The sequence below is a fragment of the Paraburkholderia sp. BL9I2N2 genome (assembly GCF_004339745.1).
Taxonomy (GTDB): domain Bacteria; phylum Pseudomonadota; class Gammaproteobacteria; order Burkholderiales; family Burkholderiaceae; genus Paraburkholderia.
In genome coordinates, this window is the sequence record NZ_SMGP01000001.1 from 2,071,735 (window position 1) to 2,091,936 (window position 20,202).

The following is a 20,202-nucleotide window of genomic DNA, read 5'->3' on the forward strand; positions in this document are numbered from 1 at the left end:
CTGGTGCCGCGGCTAATGCGGATTGCGTGGACCGCCGCGTCCGTGGGAAAGCGCGGCGCGCGCATCCGTGCCTCTGGAAAGAGATGCGTCGCTCTGACGCATTTGTGGAAAATGCCGCGCGAGTTGAGCCGTGCTTTTGGAAAGAAACCACCCGAGCGCAGCCAGGCCTGCGGAAAGCGTTGCGAGTCTTGTCGCGCTGGCGAAAGCGCCGCACGAACTCAGCCGCGTCGATGGAAAAGCGCCGCACGAGCTCAGCCGCGCCTGCGAAAAGCGCCGACCCGGCTCAACCGCGCAGCGCGGCCAGACCACACCGCTCAAGGCGAGCCGCGTCCGCCCGCCGGCGTTTCCGGCAGCGCGTTAGCCGGACTGCCGGCATCCGGCGGCACCACATCGTCCGGCGTGGGCGTCGGCGCCAAGGCCGGCTCACCGCCGCCGCGCGCTTCACCGTCGACCGCCCCGCTCGCCGCCACCGGCGCGGAACCCGGCGCCGGCAGCATCGGCGGTTGCGGCAAGGTTCGCGGCTCCGCCACTGCGGCCGACGCCGACGGCTCAACTGACGGCTCGACCGGCGTAGCAGCCGGCGCACGACGCGTCGTGCTGCGCGGCACAACCGGCGCCTCCTGCTTCGTCGGCGACTTCGCGAAGAGGTTCTGGAACCAGCCGCGCAAGCGCTCCGAGCGTTCGGCGAACCAGCCCGGTTCCTGGTCGGTCGCGAATTTGACGCGGCTATCTACCAGTCTCGAACGCTGCGCGCGCTGGAAGAAATCGCCCACGATCGGCAGCGCGCTGTGCGCCCCCTGGCCCCAATAGTCACTGCGCAAGGTCACGCGGCTGTCGTTGAACCCGACCCACGCGCCCGCCACGAGCTGCGGATGAATCAGAATGAACCAGCCGTCCGCGTTGCCCTGCGTCGTGCCGGTCTTGCCCGCGACGTCGCCACGCACGCCGAAGCGGCTGCGAATGCTCGAGCCCGTGCCGCGGTTCACCACGTCGCGCATGACGTCGATCAGCACGCGGTCGGCGTCGGCGGACAGTTCCTGTTTGGACGGCGCCGGCGCGAACTCGGCCAGCACTTCGCCTTTGCGGTTCTCGATGCGCGTCACCATCACCGGCTCCACATAGCCGCCGAGGTTGGCGATCGTGCCGTATGCCGAGACCATTTCCTTCAGCGTGACCGGGCTCGTGCCGAGCGCGAGCGACGGCACCGGGTCCAGTTCGCTATCGCGCACGCCCATCGCGCGAGCGAGGCGCGCGACCTTGTTCGGGCCGACCGTTTCCATCAGTTGCGCGGTGATCCGGTTGCGCGAATACGCGAGGCCGTCGCGCAGGCTGATCTTGCGCTCGCTCGGCTCGTCCTCGTCGCTCGGACGCCAGACTTCGCCGCCTGCCAGCGGAATCTCCACGGGCTTGTCGACGAAGGTGTCGGCGGGTTTCGCGCCCGACTCGAAGGCCGCCGCGTAGACGAACGGCTTGAAGGTCGAGCCCGGCTGGCGCCGCGCCTGCTGCACGTGGTCGAACGGGTCCTGGCTGAAGTCGCGGCTGCCCACCCACGCCCGGATCTGGCCGTTGCGCGGGTCCATTGCGAGAAAGTCCGCCTGCACGCGCGTCTTGGACTCACAAACCGACTTGACCAGATCGCGGTCGGACGAGACGCGTTTGAGCGCGTCGTCATCGCTCAGGCCGGCGTCTTTGGCGGCGCGGTAATCAGGTGTTTCGCGCAGGAAGGTCTGCAGAAGATCCTTGCCGTTCGAGCAGCCCGCGCGGGTGCCCCACGCGGAATTGGCGATGCCTTGCAACTGATTGCCCTGCAAAGTCACGGCCTGGGTCGCCATGGTCTGCAGACGCGAATCGATGGTGGTGCGCACCACCAGGCCGTCGGCATACATGTTGTAGTCGTTGCGATCCGCCCACGACGCCAGCCACTTGCGCAGTTGCTGCGCGAAATGCGGCGCGGGTCCGGGCGGCTCGGTCTGACGCTCGAAATCGATCCGCAGCGACCGGCGGCTCAAGGTCGCGTAGGCCGCCGGCGTCAGCTTGCCGTACTTGACCATCTGCCCGAGAACGGTATTGCGCCGCTGCAACGCGCGTTCGGGATTGAGCACCGGGTTGTAGTAGCTGTTGCCCTTGAGCATGCCGGTGAGCGTGGCGCTTTCCAGCACAGTCAGATCGGAAGCCGATTTGTCGAAATAGGTGCGCGCGGCCATCTCGATGCCGTAGGCGTTGTAGAGGAACGGCACCGTATTCAGGTAGGTTTCGAGAATCTCGTCCTTGGTGTAGAGCGCCTCGATCTTGAAGGCCGTGATCGCTTCCTTGAGCTTGCGCGTGAGCGTCGGCGCGCGGCCGATCTCGTCGGGATACAGATTGCGGGCGAGCTGCTGGGTAATGGTCGAGCCGCCCTGCCGGTCGCCGGAAAACGTATGCAGTGCGGCCGACGCCGTACGCCGCCAGTCGAGGCCCCAATGCTCGTAGAAGCGGTGATCTTCGGTGGCGATCAGCGCGTTCACCACGTTGGGCGAGATGTCCTTGAGCTTGACCCACTCGCGGTTGGAGGGTTTGAACTCGGCCAGCAGCTTGCCGTCCGCCGACAGAATCTGCGCCGGCTGCTCGATCTTGGCCTTGCGGATATCGCCGATGCTCGGTGTGAACGGAATCAGGATCAGCACATACAGCACGACCAGCAGCGGAAGCGCCGCGCAAGCCTTCAGCACGCCGCGGCGCGTAGGATGGCGCAAGTGCCACAGGGCCTGCGCGACGAGCGGGTTCGCGAGAGTCAGCCCTTTTTCAAGGGCCGCCAGAAATGAGGGGATGAAGCGCTTCACACTAGCTTACCGTCGGCTTGGAAAGGCGCAATCCTACCAAGATGCGCGGCGGCGGCCGATTTTTTGCCGCGAACGCGCTGCAAGCGCCTCGCAATCCGCCAAACCGCCGCGGCGCGCCCGCAACAATCGCGGCCCACTATAATGTCGCCAATTCCGACAAGAGGTGCTTCATGATCATCAAACCGCGCGTGCGTGGCTTCATCTGCGTTTCCACCCATCCGACCGGCTGCGAGGCCAACGTCCGCGAACAGATCGACTACGTCAAGGCACGCGGCCCCATCGCCAACGGCCCGAAGAAGGTGCTCGTGATCGGCGCATCCACGGGCTACGGCCTTGCCGCCCGCATCAGCGCGGCGTTCGGCTCAGACGCCGCCACGCTCGGCGTGTTCTTCGAACGCGCCGGCAGTGAAACCAAGGCGGGCACGGCCGGCTGGTACAACACCGCCGCCTTCGAGAAATTCGCCACGGAAAAAGGCCTGTACGCGACCAGCATCAACGGCGACGCCTTTTCCGACGCAGTCAAGCAGCGCACCATCGAAGTCATCAAGCGCGATCTGGGTCAGGTCGATCTGGTCGTCTACAGCCTCGCCGCGCCCAAGCGCACGCATCCGAAAAGCGGTGAAGTGTTCAGCTCGACGCTCAAGCCGGTCGGCCGTGCCGTGAATCTGCGCGGCATCGACACGGACAAGGAAGTCATCAAGGAGACCGTACTCGAACCCGCCACCCAGCAAGAGATCGACGACACCGTCGCGGTGATGGGCGGCGAAGACTGGCAAATGTGGATCGACGCCCTGCTCGAAGCCGGCGTGCTCGCGGACGGCGCGAAGACCACCGCGTTCACCTACCTCGGCGAGAAGATCACTCACGACATCTACTGGAACGGCTCGATCGGCGCGGCCAAGAAGGATCTCGACCAGAAGGTGCTGGGCATTCGCGAGAAGCTGGCGGCCAAGGGCGGCGACGCGCGCGTCTCCGTGCTCAAGGCGGTCGTCACCCAAGCCAGCTCCGCGATCCCGATGATGCCGCTGTATCTGTCGCTGCTCTTCAAGGTGATGAAGGAGAAAGGCACGCACGAAGGCTGTATCGAACAGGTCTACGGCCTGTACAAGGACAGCATGTACGGCGCGGCGCCGCATCTCGACGACGAAGGACGTCTGCGCGCGGACTACAAGGAGCTCGATCCTGAAGTGCAGAACCGCGTGCAGGAACTCTGGACTCAGGTGACCAACGACAATATCTACGAACTCACTGATTTCAGCGGCTACAAGACGGATTTCCTGCGTCTGTTCGGCTTCGAAATCGCGGGCGTGGATTATGAAGCGGACGTCAATCCGGACGTGCAGATTCCGAAGCTCGTGCAGGTTTGATGAAGCGCGGGGCCTTGGGCGGCCCCGCTTCAGTCTCTTGCGCCGCTAAATCGCGTCGCCGTCCACCCTCCTAGACTGCGCCACGTAGCCGTCCACCGCGCGCATCACACGCACTTCCAGCGCGGCCGCGTCACGCTCGTCGCGCTCACCCGCCTGGTCGACCATGCCGCGCACGATCGCCAGCAGATCGCGCGCGACCAGATCCACGTCGTCCAGTTCGGGCACCTGCGCCTTTTCCGTCAGCGCGCTGACCAGCGCCGTATGAATGGTGTCGGCGATGCGTTGATTGCGCTCGTCGACCGGCAAGCGGCGCTCCTCGGCATCGATGATGCGCGCCAGCACCGGCCTGCGCATCTGATGCGAGACGGACGCGCGCACCATCGCCTGCACGCTGTCACGCGAGTTCTCCAGTAACGACGCCGCCTCGACGTCCACCACCAGTTGCGCGGTTTCGCGCTCGATCAACGCAACGGTCAACGCGTCGCGATTCGGAAAGTATTGATAAAGCGAGCCGATGCTGACGCCGGCCCGCTCCGCGACTGCGTTGGTGGTGTAGCCGTCGAGTCCGCGCGTCTCCAGAATGCGAGCCGCCGCTTCGAGCACGGTCTCGACGGTTTGCGCCGAACGCCGCTGAAGGGGCGCTTTACGGGGCTTCAGACGCTGCGTGGAAGCTGATCTGGCCATGTCCGGAATGCGAGTTTCAAATGTGAGTATTCGCTCGTATTCTAATCCTGTTTTCGCGAAAACCCCCATTAGCCCTTCGACATCCAACAGGACTCGAGCCTCATGACTTCATCCGCCAAAGCACCCGTACTGACCGTATTCATGCTCGTCAAAACGACGCCCGAATGGCTCGGCTTTTCCGTCGACGAACGCTTCCGTCTGCTGGCCGAACACGTCGAGCCGATCCTCAAGCGTCACGCCGACGAAGTCAGCATGCGCTTTTACGACATCGAATTTTATTCGGCGCGCGTCACCGATATCTGCGTGTGGAATGCGACGAGCCATCACGCGTATGAAATGGTGGTCGAAGCCTTGCGGGAGACGCCGTTCTGGGACCGCTACTTCGACATCGTGGAGATTCTGCCGGGCGTGGAGAACGCCTACGCGAAGAACTACGACCGCGACGCGCTGACGGCGGCCTGAGCCGCGCCCGCCGCGCCGTCACGATCCACTTCAGCAGGGAAACGCGGCCTGGAGCGAACGAAGAATCGCCAGGCCGATCGGAAAGTCGTCCGAAATGCCCGGGTGATTGTTGAAGAACTCGTCGAGCAGCGGATAGACGTTCTGGTTGCCAATGGCGAGATTTTGCGGCGGGCAGAAGAGCGGCGGCTTCTTCTTCGATACCAGCTCGCCGTTGGCCCAGCCGAACGCGTTGATCGTGCCGGTAATGTACGCGGCGTAGACCGAGTTGTTATCGGCATGCGCCCATTTCTTATACTGGGCGGCCGTCATCTCGGCGCTCGCATTCAGAGTGGAACACGCGGCCACAAACGCCAGCGCAACTTTCGATACCCGCATCATGGAACCTTCAATCGGTGTCGCAAAAGCGGCCATTGTAGGCGAGTCGGGGCGTACCACGCAGAAGCGCTTGCATGAGCAGGAATCCGTAAGCATCGCATACGGATTCTTGTAAGCGTCGCGCGTGCGCGCGAACGCGTCATGGCGTGCCGTTGCGGCAATAGGTTCGGTAGGCTTCGCGCGTGGAGAGACGCGCCATATACGCCGCGACCGCGGGCAATTCGCTGTGCTGCAACGGCGTTTCCAGCCAGCGGTTGATGGACAGCGCGATCGGAATGTCCGCGAGCGAAAATGCGTCCCCCGCGATGAACGCGCCGGTTTTCCGCAACTGGTCTTCGATCATGGCCATATGCCTCGCCCAGTTCGCGCACGACAGCTCGATCTGCTGCGGATCCTGATGCGCCGGCGAATGCCGGACCAGCGCCAGAAACGCGTAGCTCCATGAACGGTTCAATTCACTCGCCTGCCAGTCGATCCACTGATCGCAGCGGGCGCGCTCGCCAGGTTCGACGGGATATAACGACTCGCCGTGATAGCGGCCCGCCAGGTAGCGGATGATCGAATTCGACTCCCACAACACGAACTCGCCGTCCTTGATAACGGGGACCATCGCGTTGGGATTCAGCGCAAGAAATTCCGGCACGTTGGTCGCGCGGAAACCGGAGCCCCAGTCTTCCTGTTCGAATGGAAGCGCGAGCTCCGCGCACGTCCACAACACTTTGCGGACGTTGATGGATGAGGTCTTGCCGAGTATCTGTAGCATGGGTTCAAAGCGTATCGACGGCTCGATGAAACGGACAGGCACAGTTTGCGTCATGCGCACCGGGCCAGCGCCGTTCAGTGCGACGCGACGAAGATCGACCCCGGCGCGGGCGGTGGCACGGCAAAGGATTTGCGCATCCGGTCGGCCTCCTCGACCGGACTGCGACCGAACAGGCGCTTGAATTCGCGGCTGAATTGCGAGGCGCTTTCATACCCCACCTGCACACACGCGAGCGCCGCCGTCACCTCGTTTCTCACCATCAGCAGGCGCGCCTGGTGAAGCCGCGTCGACTTCAGATATTGCATCGGCGAGGTGCGCGTCACCGCCTTGAAATGCGAGTGGAAGCTCGGCACGCTCATGTTCGCTTCCAGCGCGAGTTGCTCGATGTCGAGCGGCTCGCGATAGCATGCGTGAATCTTGCGGATCACCTTGGCGATTCGGGCGAACTGGCCTTGCGCGGTAAGCGCGGCGCGCATCGATCCGCCCTGCTCGCCGGTCAGCACGTGGAAGTAGATTTCGCGCACGAGTGCCGGGCCGAGCAACTCGCCCTCGAGCGGCACGCTCATTGCCTCAAGAAAGCGCAATACCGAAGCGCTCAGCTTCGCGTCAAGCGGCGTCGACATCATGCCGCGCGGCTCGGCCGGCACGCCTGCCTCCCGCTCGTCGAGTTGCAGCATCAGATCGGCGGCCAACTTGAAGTCGAGGCGGAAATAGATGGCGAGCAAGGGCTCCGCCTCGCTTGCTTCGGTTTCCATGGAGAACGGCACCGGCACCGAGACGGCCAGGTAGTGCTGCGCGTCGTACACATAGACCGTCTCGCCGAGAAAGCCCCGCTTGCGCCCCTGGCACACGATCACCACGCCGGGGTCGTACAGCACCGGTGTGCGGCTGAGCGGCCGGTTCGAGCGCAGAAAGCGCACGTCGGGCAGCGCGGTGAGGTTGTAGCCTTCCAGCGGCGCGAGATTTTCGAGCAAGGCCACCATACGTTGCCGCGCGCTCGGATCATGGTGTTTGTGCTTCACTGCGGGCTCCGTCGACATGGCTAAGCAGATTGCACTGTGCCATCGTTGCACCGGAAAATCCATCCACTCATAGAATTAGGCAGTCACCGCAGACGAACCGGCATTTGCGCCCAGCCCTGCCGCTCCTACCATTCAGTCCTATGCTGGTTTCCGTCGATGCCACGCGTTTTCGCCCGAAAGCGCTATGTGATGACGGACAAAACAAAGGAGTGGATCACCATGAGCAAAACGTTTCTGATCACCGGCGTCAGTTCCGGTTTTGGCCGCGCATTCGCGCAGGCGGCGCTCGACGCGGGCCATACCGTCGTCGGCACGGTGCGCAATGCGGCGGCGCGCGATGCGTTCACGGCGTTGGCGGCCGAACGGGCGCATGCCGTCGTGCTCGACGTCACGGATTTCGAGGCGATCGCGCCTGCTGTCGCCGCGATCGCGCAAACGGTCGGCCCGATCGACGTCCTCGTCAACAACGCCGGCTACGGACACGAAGGGACGCTGGAGGAATCGCCGCTCGACGATCTGCGCCGTCAATTCGATGTCAATGTCTTCGGCGCGGTCGCGATGATCAAGGCCGTGCTACCCGTCATGCGCGAGCGCCGCTCGGGTCACATCATCAACATCACGTCGATGGGCGGCTTCACCACGATGCCCGGCATTGCGTACTACTGTGGCAGCAAGTTCGCGCTCGAAGGCATCACCGACGCGTTGGCGAAAGAAGTGGCGGGTTTCGGCATCAAGGTCACGGCTGTCGCGCCCGGCTCGTTCCGTACGGATTGGGCGGGCCGCTCGATGGTCCGGGCAAGCCGCAGCGTCGCCGACTACGACACCTTGTTCGACCCGATCCGCGAGGCGCGCGAAGCAAAGAGCGGCAAGCAGGCGGGTGATCCGCACAAAGCGGCGCAGGCGCTGCTGGAAATCGTTGCGGCAAAGAATCCGCCGGTGCATCTGCTGCTCGGCAACGATGCGCTCGACCTGGTGAAGACGAAGCTGGCGGCGCTGAACGAGGAGATCGAACAGTGGGAACCACTGTCGCGCTCCACAGACTTCGCTTGAAGCAACGCCCCTCATGCGCCGCCATGGGCGCGTGAGGGGCGCGGTGAAAAGCGGCGCCTCGGCTAACTCGACCGCTTACTGATTGCGAACCCGAATCGGGCCGCCGATGCTGTTGCACAACAAGTCGCCGTTCGGGAAAAGTTGCGGCTGCGCGTGGCCACCGTTACCCCGGTTGGACGTGCCGCCCATTGTCGGCATCATGCTGATCGACACCGCGGTAGCGTTGGTCCACGCCGACTTCCATTGATGTTTCACCGGCTCCCCATCGATCCGTTCGGCGCCGCGCGCCGGCTTGTTGATGGGGCCAAGCGAAAGAACGTCGACCAGCTTGTCCTTCTCGCCGTGTTCAGCAATGTTGTTGACCACGAACGCGCTATAGCCCTTGCCGACCACGGATTGCTCGGACTGGATATATCTCATGCTCAGCGGCAAGCCCGCGGTCACCGGGAACTGTCCTGCGATGCGATTGGACTTCGTGCCCGGCTGCTGCGTGAAAAGATGCCATGCGATCGATTGTTCCGCATAGCTCGACGCCACGAGAGTGACACCGCGTCGCATAAAGCCTGCGGCAAAGCAACCCAGGGAACGGCGGAACCGGGCGCCGCGCGCACGGGTTTCATCCCATTTCACGAAGGCAGAATTCGTGGCATGATTTGATCAAATCCCACAATGCAAAAAAATCCAGCTTTTCCGAACAAGCGGCTCATCGCGCTCCGTTGTCGAAAGCGCCTCGCGCCGCTGTCATCAACCGACTGGAGTCAACCTTGCAAAGCGACCTACACGGCGGCTTGCGCGAATTCCTCGAACATCACCGGATCCATGAAGTGGAGTGCGTGATACCGGACATGACCGGCGTCGCGCGCGGCAAGATCGTGCCTAAGAACCTGTTTCTCTCGGAAGGCAAGATGCATATGTCGAATGCGCTGCTGATGATCACCGTCAACGGCGAATTCGCGAATTTCGAGCGCTTTGTCGGGCCGAGCGATCCCGACATGGTCTGCATTCCCGATCCGAACACGGTGCGCCTCGTGCCGTGGGCCATCGAACAGGTGGCCGTGGTGATTCACGACTGCGTCGGGCTGGACGGCAAACCGATCGGCATCTCGCCGCGCGCGGTATTGCGCCGCGTGCTGCAGCTTTACGAAGAGCGCGGCTGGCGCCCGGTGGTCGCGCCGGAGATGGAGTTCTATCTGATCGCGCAGAACAAGAATCCGCATGAACCGCTGCGCCCGCCGCTCGGCCGCGCGGGGCGCCACGAAGCCGGCCGCCAGTCGTTTTCGATAGACGCGGTCAACGAATTCGATCCGTTCTTCCAGGACCTGTCGCGTTTCTGCGAGATGACGCAGCTCGGCGTCGAGACGCTCGTGCATGAGGTCGGCGCCGGGCAGATGGAGATCAATTTTTCGCACGGCGACGCGCTCGATCTCGCCGACCGCGTGTTCCTGTTCAAACGCGCGGTGCGCGAAACGGCCTTCCGTCACGGCATTTTCGCCACCTTCATGGCCAAGCCGATGGAGCACGAACCGGGCAGTGCGATGCATATTCATCAAAGCATCGTCGATCGGGAAAGTGGCCTGAACATTTTTTCGCTGCCGGACGGCTCGGCGAGCCCGCTGTTTTTCAACTATATCGGCGGCTTGCAGAAGTACATGCCGCAAGCCATGCCCATGTTCGCGCCGTACGTGAACTCCTACCGGCGCCTGTCGCGCTTCACCGCCGCGCCGATCAACGTGCGCTGGGGTTACGACAACCGCACCTGCGGAATCCGTGTGCCGAACTCCGGGCCGGACGGCCGGCGGCTCGAAAACCGCGTGCCGGGCGTCGACGTGAACCCGTATCTCGCCATGGCGGCCACCCTCGCCTGCGGTTATCTCGGCATGGTGGAGCAGCAGGAAGCGTCGACGCCGATGATCGAAAGCGCCTACGACCTCGAGTACGAATTGCCGCGCGGTCTCGAAGACGCGCTCAAGGCGCTGTCGAAATGCAGCGAACTCGCCGAGGTGCTCGGCGACAGCTTCGTGCAGGCGTATTGCGCGGTGAAGGAAAAGGAATTCGAGACCTTCTCGCAAGGCATTACCGCGTGGGAACGCGAGCATCTGCAACTGCTCGTCTGAGCGTGGACCGCCGCCGACAATCTGATTGGAGAGCGTGCAATTGCAATTGAATACCCGTCACGGCATCAACTGGGAGCGTGCGCAAGCGCTCGTCGAACGCGAACGCCGCGCGTTCGTCGAGGCCATGCCGAAGTCGCGCGCGTTGTCCGAACGCGCGGCGCGTCACCTGCTGTTCGGCGTGCCGCTGCACTGGATGAACGACTGGTCGACACCCTTCTCGCTTTACGTCGAAGAGGCGCGCGGCGCCGCGTTCACCGATGTGGACGGTCACCGCTATGCGGACTTCTGCCTCGGCGACACCGGCGCGATGTTCGGCCATTCGCCGGCGCCCGTCGCACGAGCGCTCGCCGCGCAGGCGCAACGCGGTTTGACGACCATGTTGCCGGGCGAAGACGCCGCCTGGGTCGGCGAAGAACTCGCGCGCCGTTTCGGGCTGCCGTACTGGCAGTTCGCGATGACCGCGAGCGACGCCAACCGCTTCGTGCTGCGCTGGGCGCGCGCGGCGACCGGGCGCAAGCAGATCGTGATTTTCAACGGCTGCTATCACGGCACCGTGGACGACGTCTTCGTCGATCTGGTCGACGGCAAGCCGCAACAGCGCAACAGTTTGATCGGCCAGGTGCACGACCTGCTCGGCAGCACGCGCGTCATCGAATTCAACGACCTGGCCGCCTTGGAAAACGCGCTAAAAGATGGCGACGTGGCCTGCGTGCTCGCCGAACCCGCGCTGACCAACATCGGCATGGTGCTGCCCGAGGCGGACTACTGGCGCGAGGCGCAAGCGCTGATGCGCCGCTACGGCACGCTGCTCGCCTTCGACGAAACGCACACGATCAGTTGCGGCCCCGGCGGTTATACGAAGGCGCACGGGCTCGAACCCGATCTGTTCGTGCTCGGCAAACCGGTCGGCGGCGGCTTTCCGTGCGCTGTATATGGCTTTAGCGCCGAATTCGCCGCGCGTGCCCAGCAGGCCAAGCGCGGTGCGCCGCCGGGACACTCCGGCATCGGCACGACGCTCACCGCGAACATGCTGGCCATGAGCGCGATCCGCGCCACGCTCGCCGAGGTGATGACCGAGGCGGCATACGAGCATATGTTCGTGCTGGCGGAGCGCATCGAGAGCGGACTGCGGGACGCGATTGGGCGGCACGGACTTGCGTGGTGCGTGACGCGTGTCGGCGCCCGCAACGAATTCCAGTTCATGCCGACGCCGCCGCGCAACGGCAGCGAAGCCGGGCGCCAACTCGATCCCGAACTGGAACACGTCTTGCACCTTTATTTGCTGAACCGTGGCGTGTTGATCACGCCGTTTCACAACATGATCCTGGTCTGCCCGGAAACGTCGATAGAAGACGTGGACAAGCTGGTCGCCGCGTTCGACGCCTGCCTTGGCGAACTGACCTAAAGTCGCGTCGACTTTTTTTGCACCCTTTTTGAAGGGGTTTTGCATCGAGCATTATGAAAACTTCGCGCCATCACACGCTGCAGGACCAGACCTACGACACGCTGCGGCAGTGGCTGACGATCGGACGCTTCGTGCCCGGCGAGCGCATCAAGATCCGCCACGTCGCCGCCGAACTCGGCGTGGGCGAAATGCCGGTGCGCTCCGCCTTGCAGCGCCTCGCGGCCGAATCGGCGCTCGTCAACGTGCCCAATTGCGGCGTGACGGTGCCGCATCTGTCGAAACAACAGTTCGACGATGTGCTGCGCGTGCGCCTGATTCTCGAAGGCCAGGCCGCCGAACTCGGCGTGCCGCATCTCACGGCGCACGACCTCGGCACGCTGGAAAAACTGAATGTGCAGATGGCGCAGGCGTTGCGCAGTGCCGACACTAAAGGCTATCTCGACGCCAACGAGGCATTCCATCTGATTCTGTACCGGGCGGCCGGCTCGCCGCTGCTGCTGGAGTTGATCGAAACCGTGTGGCTGCAGGTCGGGCCGATTTCGAATTTGCTGTTCGGCGAGGCGCTATTTGCCGATTCGCTTAATGATGCGCACGACGATCTGTTGAGCGCTGCCAGAGCGCGCGACGCTGCCGGCGTGCGGCGGGCGATCGAGCGTGACCTGAATCATGCTGCGACGTGCTTGCGGGCGCAGTGCTTGTAGGCATGCGATGGGTGATCGGGCGCAATCTTCCGAGTCGTGCAGCAATGTGTGTGCGGGCGCATTGCCCAAGATGCTCACTCTGAACCGTGCGACGGTGACTGAACGCGACCTGCGCCACGCAACAACATATTTGCGCTTGCCGAGCCTGAGGACGTTCCGACCTGAAGCACCGGAGTGACCTGGCCGCGCTCAGCCTTTTAGCGTCGCCTGCTCGAGAATCATGTCGTAAAGCGCCTGCGCCGCCGGCGACAACTGCGCGGTCTTGCGCGCCACGAGAACGAGCGTGCGCGACACGGCGGGATGCGTGAGCTCTACGGTGCGCACCGTCGGATACGCGCCCTTCTGAAGCGCGAGCGCCGGCACCACGGCCGCGCCCACGCCCTGCGCGACCAGCCCGACCGCCGTCGAACTGCGCTGCACCTCGTAAAAGGAGCGCAGCGCCAGTTCGCTCGTTTCCAGCGCGACGTCCAGTAACGCGCGGTTGCCGCTCACCTCGCCCGCAAAGATCAGCGGATAAGCCTGCAGCTGCTGCCAGGCGATGCGGCGCCGCTTGGCCAGCGGATGATGCTCGTGGCAGATCAGAACGTAGCGGTCCTCCGTGAGCGGCACGCTGGCCAGATCCGGATGATGCTCGCGCGCGATATTGATGCCGAACTCGACCTCCCGGCCCAAAACCGCCGCCTCCACCGCTGACGACGCGTGATCGAGAATCCTGATGCGGTTATGCGGATACCGCGCCGAATACGCCTGCAGAATGCGCGGCAAATATTGCACGCCCACCGTCGGCACGCAGGCGATCGACACATCGCCGCGGCGCGCCACGCCGGTCTCGCGGATTTCGACCAGCGCGTCGGCCAGTTCACCGAGCAAGCGGCGCGCTTGCGGCAGAAAACTGCGCCCGATTTCGGTGAGCGCCATGGAGCGTGTGGTCCGCTCGATCAGCGTGACGCCGAGGTAGGTTTCGAGCTTGCGCAGACGCTGCGTGATGGCCGTTTGCGTGACGTGCAATGAATCGGCGGCGCTCTGGAAGCTGCCGCGATCCGCAATGGCGACGAACGCCTGAACGCCGAGCGTGTCGATTTTCATTAGAAAAATGAAGGAATCGGAATGATAAATTCATTTTACTCCGCCCTTGGGGGCGCTGAGAATGAGCGGATTGGATCGGTTCGAACCGTCGAAGAGACGCAATCGCCGCCCACCGATCCGGCCACCACGGACACAAGGAGCATCAGATGACGTCGAAGAAGGATTGGCACGCGAAGCAGTACGTGTTGTTCGAAAACGAGCGCACCCGCCCGGTCAGGGATCTGCTGGCGGCCGTGCCGCCGACGGAGGTCAAGAGCGCGGTGGACATCGGCTGCGGACCCGGCAACTCGACCGAGACGCTCGCCGCGCGCCTGCCGGGCGCGGCGGTCAGCGGCATGGACAGTTCGCCCGACATGATCGAGGCGGCCCGCAAGCGTCTGCCGCAATTGCAGTTCGACGTGAGCGACATTTCCACGTGGGACGCGCCGGGACCGTACGACCTGATCCTCGCCAATGCGGTGCTGCAATGGGTACCCGACCACGAGCGGCTGTTTCCGTCGCTCGTGACGAAGCTCGCGCCGGGCGGCAGCCTCGCCGTGCAGATGCCGGACAATCTGGACGAACCCGCGCACCGTCTGCTGCGCGAAATCGCTGCGGACGGCCCTTGGGCCCACCAGCTCAAGGGCGTCGAGCGCACCATGCGCTACGGCGCCGGCTGGTACTACGCGTTGCTCGAACCGCTGTGCGCGCGGGTCGACGTGTGGCGCACCGTCTACCATCACCCGCTCGCGGGCGGCGCGGACGCGGTGGTCGAATGGTTCAAGGGCAGCGCGCTGCGGCCGTTCCTCGCCGAGCTCGACGACGCCGGGCAAGCCGCTTTCTTGCAGCGTTACCGGGACGCGATCGCCGCGGCTTATCCTGCGCTCGCCGACGGCACGGTGCTGCTGCCATTTCCGCGGCTGTTCATCGTCGCCACCCGCTAGCGGCGGCGGCCCGCGAGCGGGTGGCCGTGCCGGCTGTGGCGCCGGCGCGCGCCAGGGTACTCAGGAATTGCCCTGCTTGAATTCTGCGTGATATTGTTCAATGAAAGTGGGGAACGGCGACTCGCCGTTCTCACCGGAACGCAATTTTCAGCAGCGAGCGTCGCCATGAGTGATGTACGCCATCATCTGAGTCCACGAGACCGTTTGGAGCTGTTGTGCTGGCTCACATGCGGGAGTCTTGGCGCCTATTACCTGAATGAGGACTGGCCGGACGCGGCGTTTCATGTGCAGGCCGCGCATAAGTGGCTCGACCGGCGGGCGCGCGAGGCTGATTGGCTCACGATCGCCAAGTTGAGCGCTACCGCGGTGGAGATTGCGCGGCGGCATGCGCAGTTTGTCGAAGCGGATTGGGCGAGAGATGCGGTTGAGGAGATTCTTGATACTGATGAGCTCGATCCTCAAGCAAGGCTTGTGAGGCAAGTTATTGCGGATTGTCAGAGTGCTTTGGCGGATAAGAGGTTGGCGGATTGATTTTGGGTTTTGGCCTTTTTCCTTGAAATCATGTCGGTCTATTGGCGTAGCCCCTGTGCGGGGCGGCACCTACTTTCTTTGCATGCCGCAAAGAAAGTAGGCAAAGAAATCGGCTTCACACCGCTAATTCTTAAGCGGGTCCCTCGCGCAGTCGCGGTAGTGGTGCATCTGGAATCCGTGCCCCCGCACATTCAGCCCCAGTGACAAGGCCGTCATTCTTCCGGCGGCGCTGCGCGCACCGTCGCGGTACTTCAAGTATTGCCCATCGTTTTTTGCGTCAGCGGCACTTTCCAACTGCCGACCGTTTCTCGCGGCGCGGCTGCGCGTCGTGACCGTCCCAAGTCTTCGCGCCAACGGGAGTTTCCAAAGCCAGCGCTTTTCGCGCTCGCGGGTACTTCTCACGCTGCCAATCGTTTCGCGCGCTATCCGGCATTTTGCTAACGTTTCGTGCGCTACCAAGCATTTCTGAAACGACGGTCTCTTGCGCCGAGGGGCAGTTCTCGCATCCCCCACCGTGTTCCGACGCTTCGCCGAGGCGAAGCAGATGGCCCCCACCAAACCCAAACGAACCACTGGTTTCAGTGCATACCCTTCCGACGCGCACGCAGTGCGAGGCGGGAAGTATGACAGCCTGGTCACGAACGCGGAGTGTGCGGGGGCACGGATTCCAGATGGACCACTACCGTGGCTGCGCGGGGGACCCGCTTACAAGCTGGCGGTGTGAAGCCGCTTTCTTTGCCTACTTTCTTTGCGGCGGCAAAGAAAGTAGGTGCCGCCCCGCACAGGGGCAACGCCAATAGACCGACAAGATTCCAAGGAAAGGCCCAAAACCCCAAAAAGACCACATCCAATTCAACCACCCAAAAAAACCAACCTCAAAAATTATGCCGCAGCCCCACAATCACAGAAACCTGCTTATCCGTATCCGAATTAACGATATTCGGAATCTGCGCCAGGTTCTCCGTCGCGCCGGTTGCCGGGTCAATCCCTAATCCAGCCCCCGAGGACTTCTGCCCAATCGCCACCGCATAAACAGCAGTGCGCTTGGACAAGCTATACACAGCACCAAGGTTGATCTGATGCACGCGAGTAGAAGCACTGCCGCTCGGCTTGGCGTCATTGAAAATATAAGCAAACCCTAGCTGCAAATCCGGCGCGAGCGCATAAGTCGTATTCAACTCGGCAATATCGAACGACACATCAGCCCCGGCAGGCCGCGCCGCACTCGCAAAGTACTGACTCTGCGACAACCGCGTATGCGTATAGGTCACCGCCACATTCGCCTTGCCGAACGAATACGACCCCCCTGCCCCAAAAATCCGTACCTTGCTAGCATCCTGCAACAGACAATACGACGCGTCCGCATTCGCACAACTGAAGTCGCCGATATAGCCACTCGTGCCCCCCAACGCCGCCTGCAATGGCTGATTCAACTCCAGATACCCCGCGCTCAGCGACAACGGTCCCTGCACATAATTCGCCGCCAGCGCCCACCCCTTGTTCTGCGAAAAATTCCCCGCCACGCCACCAAGGCTGAACAATCCCCCAACAGTCAACCCGCCAAAACTCGGACTGATGTACTTGATCGAATTGTTGAAGTTGAACGCCTCGTTCAGATTGTCGACGTCGCCGAAATGGGAACCGTACAACGTCGCCCAGTTATTACTCGATGCATACGCGCCCATGTAGTCCGAGAACGGATCGTATTGACGACCGAACGTCAGCGCGCCATACGTCGAGTTGTTCACACCGACCCACGCATTGCGATTGAACAGCGTATTCGATTGCAGCATCGCGCCGCTTCCGATCAGAAAGCTGTTCTCCAACGCGAAATTGACCGTCGTGCCGCCGCCGATATCCTCCGTGCCGATCAAGCCCCAGCGCGACGGCACCAGATTGTCGCCCGCCAGTTGATAGTTCGCGTGTCCGTTGGTGTTGCCGTCGGCGAGCGTCGTCTGCTGGTTGTTCGTGTAGACGAGGCCGGCGTCGACCGTGCCGTAAAGCGTCACCGAAGATTGCGCGTGCGCGCCCATCGAAAGGCCGAACGCGGCCAACGCAAGCGCCGAGCGCTTGACGAAAGTGTCTGCCATGATTGTCTTGTCGAGAAGTGAGGTAGGTGGTTGTCGCGCGATTCGCGCGTTTCCCTTACTGGCCGAAGCGCGCGTAGATATCCGGGCGCTTCTTGCGCAGGATGAGACCGATCACCACGCCGACCAGCGCCACCGTGAACACGATCCAGGGGAAGGATTTGACGATCGGACTATCGGAGCCGCTGAGCGCATCGAGGTTGCGCACCAGAATCACGCCGATATACAACAGGCCGAAGCCACCCACCAGCGGTGCGACGAACGAGTGCCATACGCGTGTGTCCTTGCGCGTCTTGCGGAAGAACGCGATCACCGAAAAACTCGTCACCGCCTGCAACATCACAATGCCGATCGTGCCGAGCGCCGAACTCCAGCTGAACACGATGTTGAACACGTCGCTGCCCGCCGCGATAAAAAGTCCGAGCAGCACGCACACGGAGAGTGTCTGCAGATAGCTCGCCACATACGGCGAACGATATTTTTCGTGCACGCGATTGAGTGCTTGCGGCAGGATGCCTTCGAGACTCAGCGCATGGATATAACGCACCAGCGTGTTATGAAACGACAGCAGGCTCGCGAAGATACTGCTGAGCAAAAGGAAACTCATCACCGTCGTCACCGCGCCGCCCAGATATTTGCCGGACTGGATGAACCAGAAATCGCCGGGCTCTTTGGTCGCGACCGTGACCACATCCGCAAGGCCATACGCGCAGACGATCGTCCACGTGACGAAAGCGAAGAACACGAGAATCAGCATCACGGATACGTACGTGGCGCGCGGCACCGTCACCTTCGGATCGCGACATTCTTTGCCGTATATCGCGGTCGCTTCGAAACCGATGAACGAGGCAAAGGCGAACATCACCGCAATGCCAAGGTGACCGCTGAACACATGCTGCGGTGTGAACGGCGCAAGCGTGAGGCCGTCAGGTCCGCCGCCATGCACGACGATCGCAATTGCGAGCACCAGCAGAATGCCCAGTTCGAGACACATCAGCACGCCGAGCAGGCGGCTATTCAGATCGATGCCGCGGATGCCGGTGAATTGCACCACGGCCACGCAGATCAGCGAATACCCGTACCAGGGCAACGCGGTATGCAAAAGCGGCGAGAGGATCACCGTGCAGAAGAAGCCAAACAATCCGTACAGCGCGATCTGGATGAACGTGTACGACATCAGCGCGACGAGCGCTCCGGCCATGCCCAGCGGCCGCCCGAGTCCGGCGGTGATATACGCGTAAAACGCGCCGGCGCGCACCACATGCCGGCTCATCGACGCAAAGCCCACGCTGAAAATCAGCAGCACCGCGCCGGCAATCACGAACGCGCCCGGAATGCCCGCGCCATTGCCCAGACTGATCGCGGGCGGCACCGCGCCGAGCATGCCGGTCAGCGGCGCGGCCGCCGAAATCACGAGGAACACGATCTGCCATAAGCCCAGCGTATTGCCTTTCAATTCCACGGGGTTCTCCGCGTCGACCGCTCGGGTCGGAGAATAGGGTTCACTCATCGCTGCCTCTTGTGTGTTGGCTAGTCTGGGACTCGCCTGAACCCCGTACTGCTGATCCAGACGCTCACTTGACCGATCTCCGATGCTTCGGTGTGTGCGCATGGTAGGTAGCTAAAAAATAAAGCGACTTCGCGAACCGCGCCAAATTTTCGATAATTTGCGCCAATGCGGGGAAGCCCGAGTGCGGTGGTTTGCAGCGAATACTTAGGAACCTGAATTATTCTCGCGCGGCAATGGCAAAACCGCGAGATGCTTTCAGAGTGAAAGAAAATGCACCGACGTCACGCGCTATTCTTTTTCCAGTTGCGTGTGGCGCGCCACAAGACCGTGGCATCGGCATAACCAACGGCGCGTGCAATCGCCGCATTGGTAAGCTCTTCTCGCTCGAGCAACCCTTCGACGCTGCGCTGCCGTTCTTCGCGCACGATCTGCCGCACTGATGTGCCCTCCTGCGCGAGGTGCCGTTGCAACGAGCGATGCGAGAGACCGAGATCCTTCGCGATGTCGGCGACGATCAGCTTTTCGTGCGCGAGCCGCCGCGTCACCAGATCCCGAACCTGCTCGACGATGCTGTGCGGCATCGCATCGCGCGCGATCAGATCGGTGGCGTGGCGCTCCATCATGCGCGCCATTTGCGTGTCGGCGCTTTTGAGCGAAGCGTCGAGATCCTGGGGCCGCAGAATCAAGCCGTTGAAAGGCTGCTGAAAGCGCACCGGCACGCGAAAGATACGCGCATACGGTTTGAGATCGGCCGGCGCAGCGTGTTCGAAATGCACTTCTACCGGATTCCACGCGGCGCCGCGCACGAGCCGAACCATGTGGCACATCGTCGAAAGACTGTATTCCGCATCCTGCCGGCGCGGCCAGATTTGCGGACTGGCGATCTGGTAGGTCCAGATCGGCCATTCGTCGTCGCGCAGCAATTCGCAGGTGGTGGTGTTCTGCCACGAGGCGAGCGCGAGCGAGAACTTGCGCATGGCCGCATTCAAGGTCGGCGACGAAAGAAACACCAGACCCGCCGGCCCCAGCTCCGTCAATTGCAACTCACTGCCAAGGCGCAGGCCGAGCGCGGCCTCGCCGAGCACCTCGGCGGCGCGCTCGAACGCCGTCACATAGCGCGTGAGCGGCAGAATTTCATAGGGATTCGACAGGAGCTTGCGGCTCATGCCGAACTCCTCCAGCAGCGCGTCGCATTGCGCGCCCGATGCATCGAGTGCGCGCACAACCGGCCCCATGACCGCGGCGCGGATCATCGGGAAACTGCCGTTGAGCGTGACTTTTTTCATGCTGAGCGTCTCCTCTC

The 20,202-nt window shown here is 62.8% G+C and carries 18 protein-coding genes; 8 read left to right on the plus strand and 10 right to left on the minus strand.

The window, feature by feature from the left end; all coding sequences use genetic code 11:
• Positions 1-314: 314 nt before the first annotated feature.
• Positions 315-2,819 (minus strand): transglycosylase domain-containing protein, encoded by a 2,505-nt coding sequence (locus tag B0G74_RS09695; RefSeq protein ID WP_132374601.1) that lies wholly within the window; start codon positions 2,817-2,819, stop codon positions 315-317.
• 170 nt (positions 2,820-2,989) lie between these two features.
• Here B0G74_RS09695 and fabV point away from each other — a divergent pair, with 170 nt between their 5' ends.
• Positions 2,990-4,186, plus strand: a complete 1,197-nt coding sequence (gene fabV, locus B0G74_RS09700) for an enoyl-ACP reductase FabV (protein ID WP_132374602.1) — start codon at positions 2,990-2,992, stop codon at positions 4,184-4,186.
• 45 nt (positions 4,187-4,231) lie between these two features.
• On the opposite strand, the gene B0G74_RS09705 is transcribed toward fabV, so the two are convergent.
• Positions 4,232-4,870 carry a TetR/AcrR family transcriptional regulator gene (locus B0G74_RS09705; protein ID WP_132374603.1) on the minus strand — a complete coding sequence of 213 codons (639 nt, stop codon included), beginning with the start codon at positions 4,868-4,870 and terminating at the stop codon, positions 4,232-4,234.
• A gap of 102 nt (positions 4,871-4,972) precedes the next feature.
• On the opposite strand from B0G74_RS09705, the gene B0G74_RS09710 reads away from it, so the two are divergent.
• The gene (locus B0G74_RS09710; RefSeq protein WP_132374604.1) at positions 4,973-5,332 is read left to right on the plus strand and encodes a darcynin family protein; all 360 of its coding nucleotides are present in this window, start codon (positions 4,973-4,975) and stop codon (positions 5,330-5,332) included.
• Positions 5,333-5,362: 30 nt separating this feature from the next.
• Here B0G74_RS09710 and B0G74_RS09715 read toward each other — a convergent pair whose 3' ends face one another.
• The 3 genes from B0G74_RS09715 to B0G74_RS09725 form a co-directional block, all read right to left on the minus strand.
• Positions 5,363-5,641 carry a hypothetical protein gene (locus tag B0G74_RS09715; protein ID WP_243658157.1) on the minus strand — a complete coding sequence of 93 codons (279 nt, stop codon included), beginning with the start codon at positions 5,639-5,641 and terminating at the stop codon, positions 5,363-5,365.
• A 205-nt stretch (positions 5,642-5,846) separates the two neighbouring features.
• Positions 5,847-6,470 (minus strand): glutathione S-transferase, encoded by a 624-nt coding sequence (locus B0G74_RS09720; RefSeq protein ID WP_132374605.1) that lies wholly within the window; start codon positions 6,468-6,470, stop codon positions 5,847-5,849.
• 74 nt (positions 6,471-6,544) lie between these two features.
• Positions 6,545-7,492: an AraC family transcriptional regulator gene (locus B0G74_RS09725; RefSeq protein ID WP_132374606.1), complete on the minus strand. Its 948-nt coding sequence runs from the start codon at positions 7,490-7,492 to the stop codon at positions 6,545-6,547.
• Between the two features lie 219 nt (positions 7,493-7,711).
• Between B0G74_RS09725 and B0G74_RS09730 the strand changes: the two genes are divergently transcribed.
• A complete protein-coding gene (locus B0G74_RS09730) occupies positions 7,712-8,542 on the plus strand; it encodes an oxidoreductase (RefSeq protein ID WP_132374607.1) in 831 nt (276 codons plus the stop codon).
• Between the two features lie 75 nt (positions 8,543-8,617).
• Here B0G74_RS09730 and B0G74_RS09735 read toward each other — a convergent pair whose 3' ends face one another.
• Positions 8,618-9,100, minus strand: a complete 483-nt coding sequence (locus tag B0G74_RS09735) for a hypothetical protein (protein WP_132374608.1) — start codon at positions 9,098-9,100, stop codon at positions 8,618-8,620.
• A 206-nt stretch (positions 9,101-9,306) separates the two neighbouring features.
• On the opposite strand from B0G74_RS09735, the gene B0G74_RS09740 reads away from it, so the two are divergent.
• The 3 genes from B0G74_RS09740 to B0G74_RS09750 are packed head-to-tail and all read left to right on the plus strand — an operon-like array spanning position 9,307 to position 12,762.
• Positions 9,307-10,656, plus strand: a complete 1,350-nt coding sequence (locus B0G74_RS09740) for a glutamine synthetase family protein (protein WP_132374609.1) — start codon at positions 9,307-9,309, stop codon at positions 10,654-10,656.
• Positions 10,657-10,702: 46 nt separating this feature from the next.
• Entirely contained in the window at positions 10,703-12,061 is a 1,359-nt protein-coding gene (locus tag B0G74_RS09745; protein ID WP_132376903.1) for an aspartate aminotransferase family protein, read from the plus strand.
• Positions 12,062-12,114: 53 nt separating this feature from the next.
• On the plus strand, positions 12,115-12,762 hold the full coding sequence (locus B0G74_RS09750) for a GntR family transcriptional regulator (protein WP_132374610.1): 648 nt from the start codon (positions 12,115-12,117) through the stop codon (positions 12,760-12,762).
• Positions 12,763-12,951: 189 nt separating this feature from the next.
• Here B0G74_RS09750 and B0G74_RS09755 read toward each other — a convergent pair whose 3' ends face one another.
• Complete coding sequence (locus B0G74_RS09755; RefSeq protein ID WP_132374611.1) at positions 12,952-13,848, minus strand: LysR family transcriptional regulator; 897 nt, start codon at positions 13,846-13,848, stop codon at positions 12,952-12,954.
• A gap of 146 nt (positions 13,849-13,994) precedes the next feature.
• On the opposite strand from B0G74_RS09755, the gene tam reads away from it, so the two are divergent.
• A complete protein-coding gene (gene tam, locus B0G74_RS09760; RefSeq protein WP_132374612.1) occupies positions 13,995-14,771 on the plus strand; it encodes a trans-aconitate 2-methyltransferase in 777 nt (258 codons plus the stop codon).
• Positions 14,772-14,936: 165 nt separating this feature from the next.
• Positions 14,937-15,302 (plus strand): hypothetical protein, encoded by a 366-nt coding sequence (locus B0G74_RS09765; protein ID WP_132374613.1) that lies wholly within the window; start codon positions 14,937-14,939, stop codon positions 15,300-15,302.
• Positions 15,303-16,177: 875 nt separating this feature from the next.
• On the opposite strand, the gene B0G74_RS09775 is transcribed toward B0G74_RS09765, so the two are convergent.
• The 3 genes from B0G74_RS09775 to B0G74_RS09785 all read right to left on the minus strand — a co-directional run bounded on the left by B0G74_RS09775 (position 16,178) and on the right by B0G74_RS09785 (position 20,185).
• A complete protein-coding gene (locus B0G74_RS09775; RefSeq protein ID WP_132374614.1) occupies positions 16,178-17,392 on the minus strand; it encodes a porin in 1,215 nt (404 codons plus the stop codon).
• Between the two features lie 55 nt (positions 17,393-17,447).
• Entirely contained in the window at positions 17,448-18,899 is a 1,452-nt protein-coding gene (locus B0G74_RS09780) for an APC family permease (protein WP_207915634.1), read from the minus strand.
• 281 nt (positions 18,900-19,180) lie between these two features.
• On the minus strand, positions 19,181-20,185 hold the full coding sequence (locus B0G74_RS09785) for an AraC family transcriptional regulator (protein ID WP_132374615.1): 1,005 nt from the start codon (positions 20,183-20,185) through the stop codon (positions 19,181-19,183).
• Positions 20,186-20,202 lie beyond the last annotated feature (17 nt).

What these genes read in the sequence shown, in the direction of transcription:
- fabV (WP_132374602.1), top strand. Translation starts at nt 2,990, where the DNA reads ATGATCATCAAACCGCGCGTGCGTGGCTTCATCTGCGTTTCCACCCAT.
- B0G74_RS09705 (WP_132374603.1), bottom strand. Translation starts at nt 4,870, where the DNA reads ATGGCCAGATCAGCTTCCACGCAGCGTCTGAAGCCCCGTAAAGCGCCC.
- B0G74_RS09710 (WP_132374604.1), top strand. Translation starts at nt 4,973, where the DNA reads ATGACTTCATCCGCCAAAGCACCCGTACTGACCGTATTCATGCTCGTC.
- B0G74_RS09715 (WP_243658157.1), bottom strand. Translation starts at nt 5,641, where the DNA reads ATGACGGCCGCCCAGTATAAGAAATGGGCGCATGCCGATAACAACTCG.
- B0G74_RS09720 (WP_132374605.1), bottom strand. Translation starts at nt 6,470, where the DNA reads ATGCTACAGATACTCGGCAAGACCTCATCCATCAACGTCCGCAAAGTG.
- B0G74_RS09730 (WP_132374607.1), top strand. Translation starts at nt 7,712, where the DNA reads ATGAGCAAAACGTTTCTGATCACCGGCGTCAGTTCCGGTTTTGGCCGC.
- B0G74_RS09735 (WP_132374608.1), bottom strand. Translation starts at nt 9,100, where the DNA reads ATGCGACGCGGTGTCACTCTCGTGGCGTCGAGCTATGCGGAACAATCG.
- B0G74_RS09750 (WP_132374610.1), top strand. Translation starts at nt 12,115, where the DNA reads ATGAAAACTTCGCGCCATCACACGCTGCAGGACCAGACCTACGACACG.
- B0G74_RS09755 (WP_132374611.1), bottom strand. Translation starts at nt 13,848, where the DNA reads ATGAAAATCGACACGCTCGGCGTTCAGGCGTTCGTCGCCATTGCGGAT.
- tam (WP_132374612.1), top strand. Translation starts at nt 13,995, where the DNA reads ATGACGTCGAAGAAGGATTGGCACGCGAAGCAGTACGTGTTGTTCGAA.
- B0G74_RS09765 (WP_132374613.1), top strand. Translation starts at nt 14,937, where the DNA reads ATGAGTGATGTACGCCATCATCTGAGTCCACGAGACCGTTTGGAGCTG.
- B0G74_RS09775 (WP_132374614.1), bottom strand. Translation starts at nt 17,392, where the DNA reads ATGGCAGACACTTTCGTCAAGCGCTCGGCGCTTGCGTTGGCCGCGTTC.
- B0G74_RS09780 (WP_207915634.1), bottom strand. Translation starts at nt 18,899, where the DNA reads ATGAGTGAACCCTATTCTCCGACCCGAGCGGTCGACGCGGAGAACCCC.
- B0G74_RS09785 (WP_132374615.1), bottom strand. Translation starts at nt 20,185, where the DNA reads ATGAAAAAAGTCACGCTCAACGGCAGTTTCCCGATGATCCGCGCCGCG.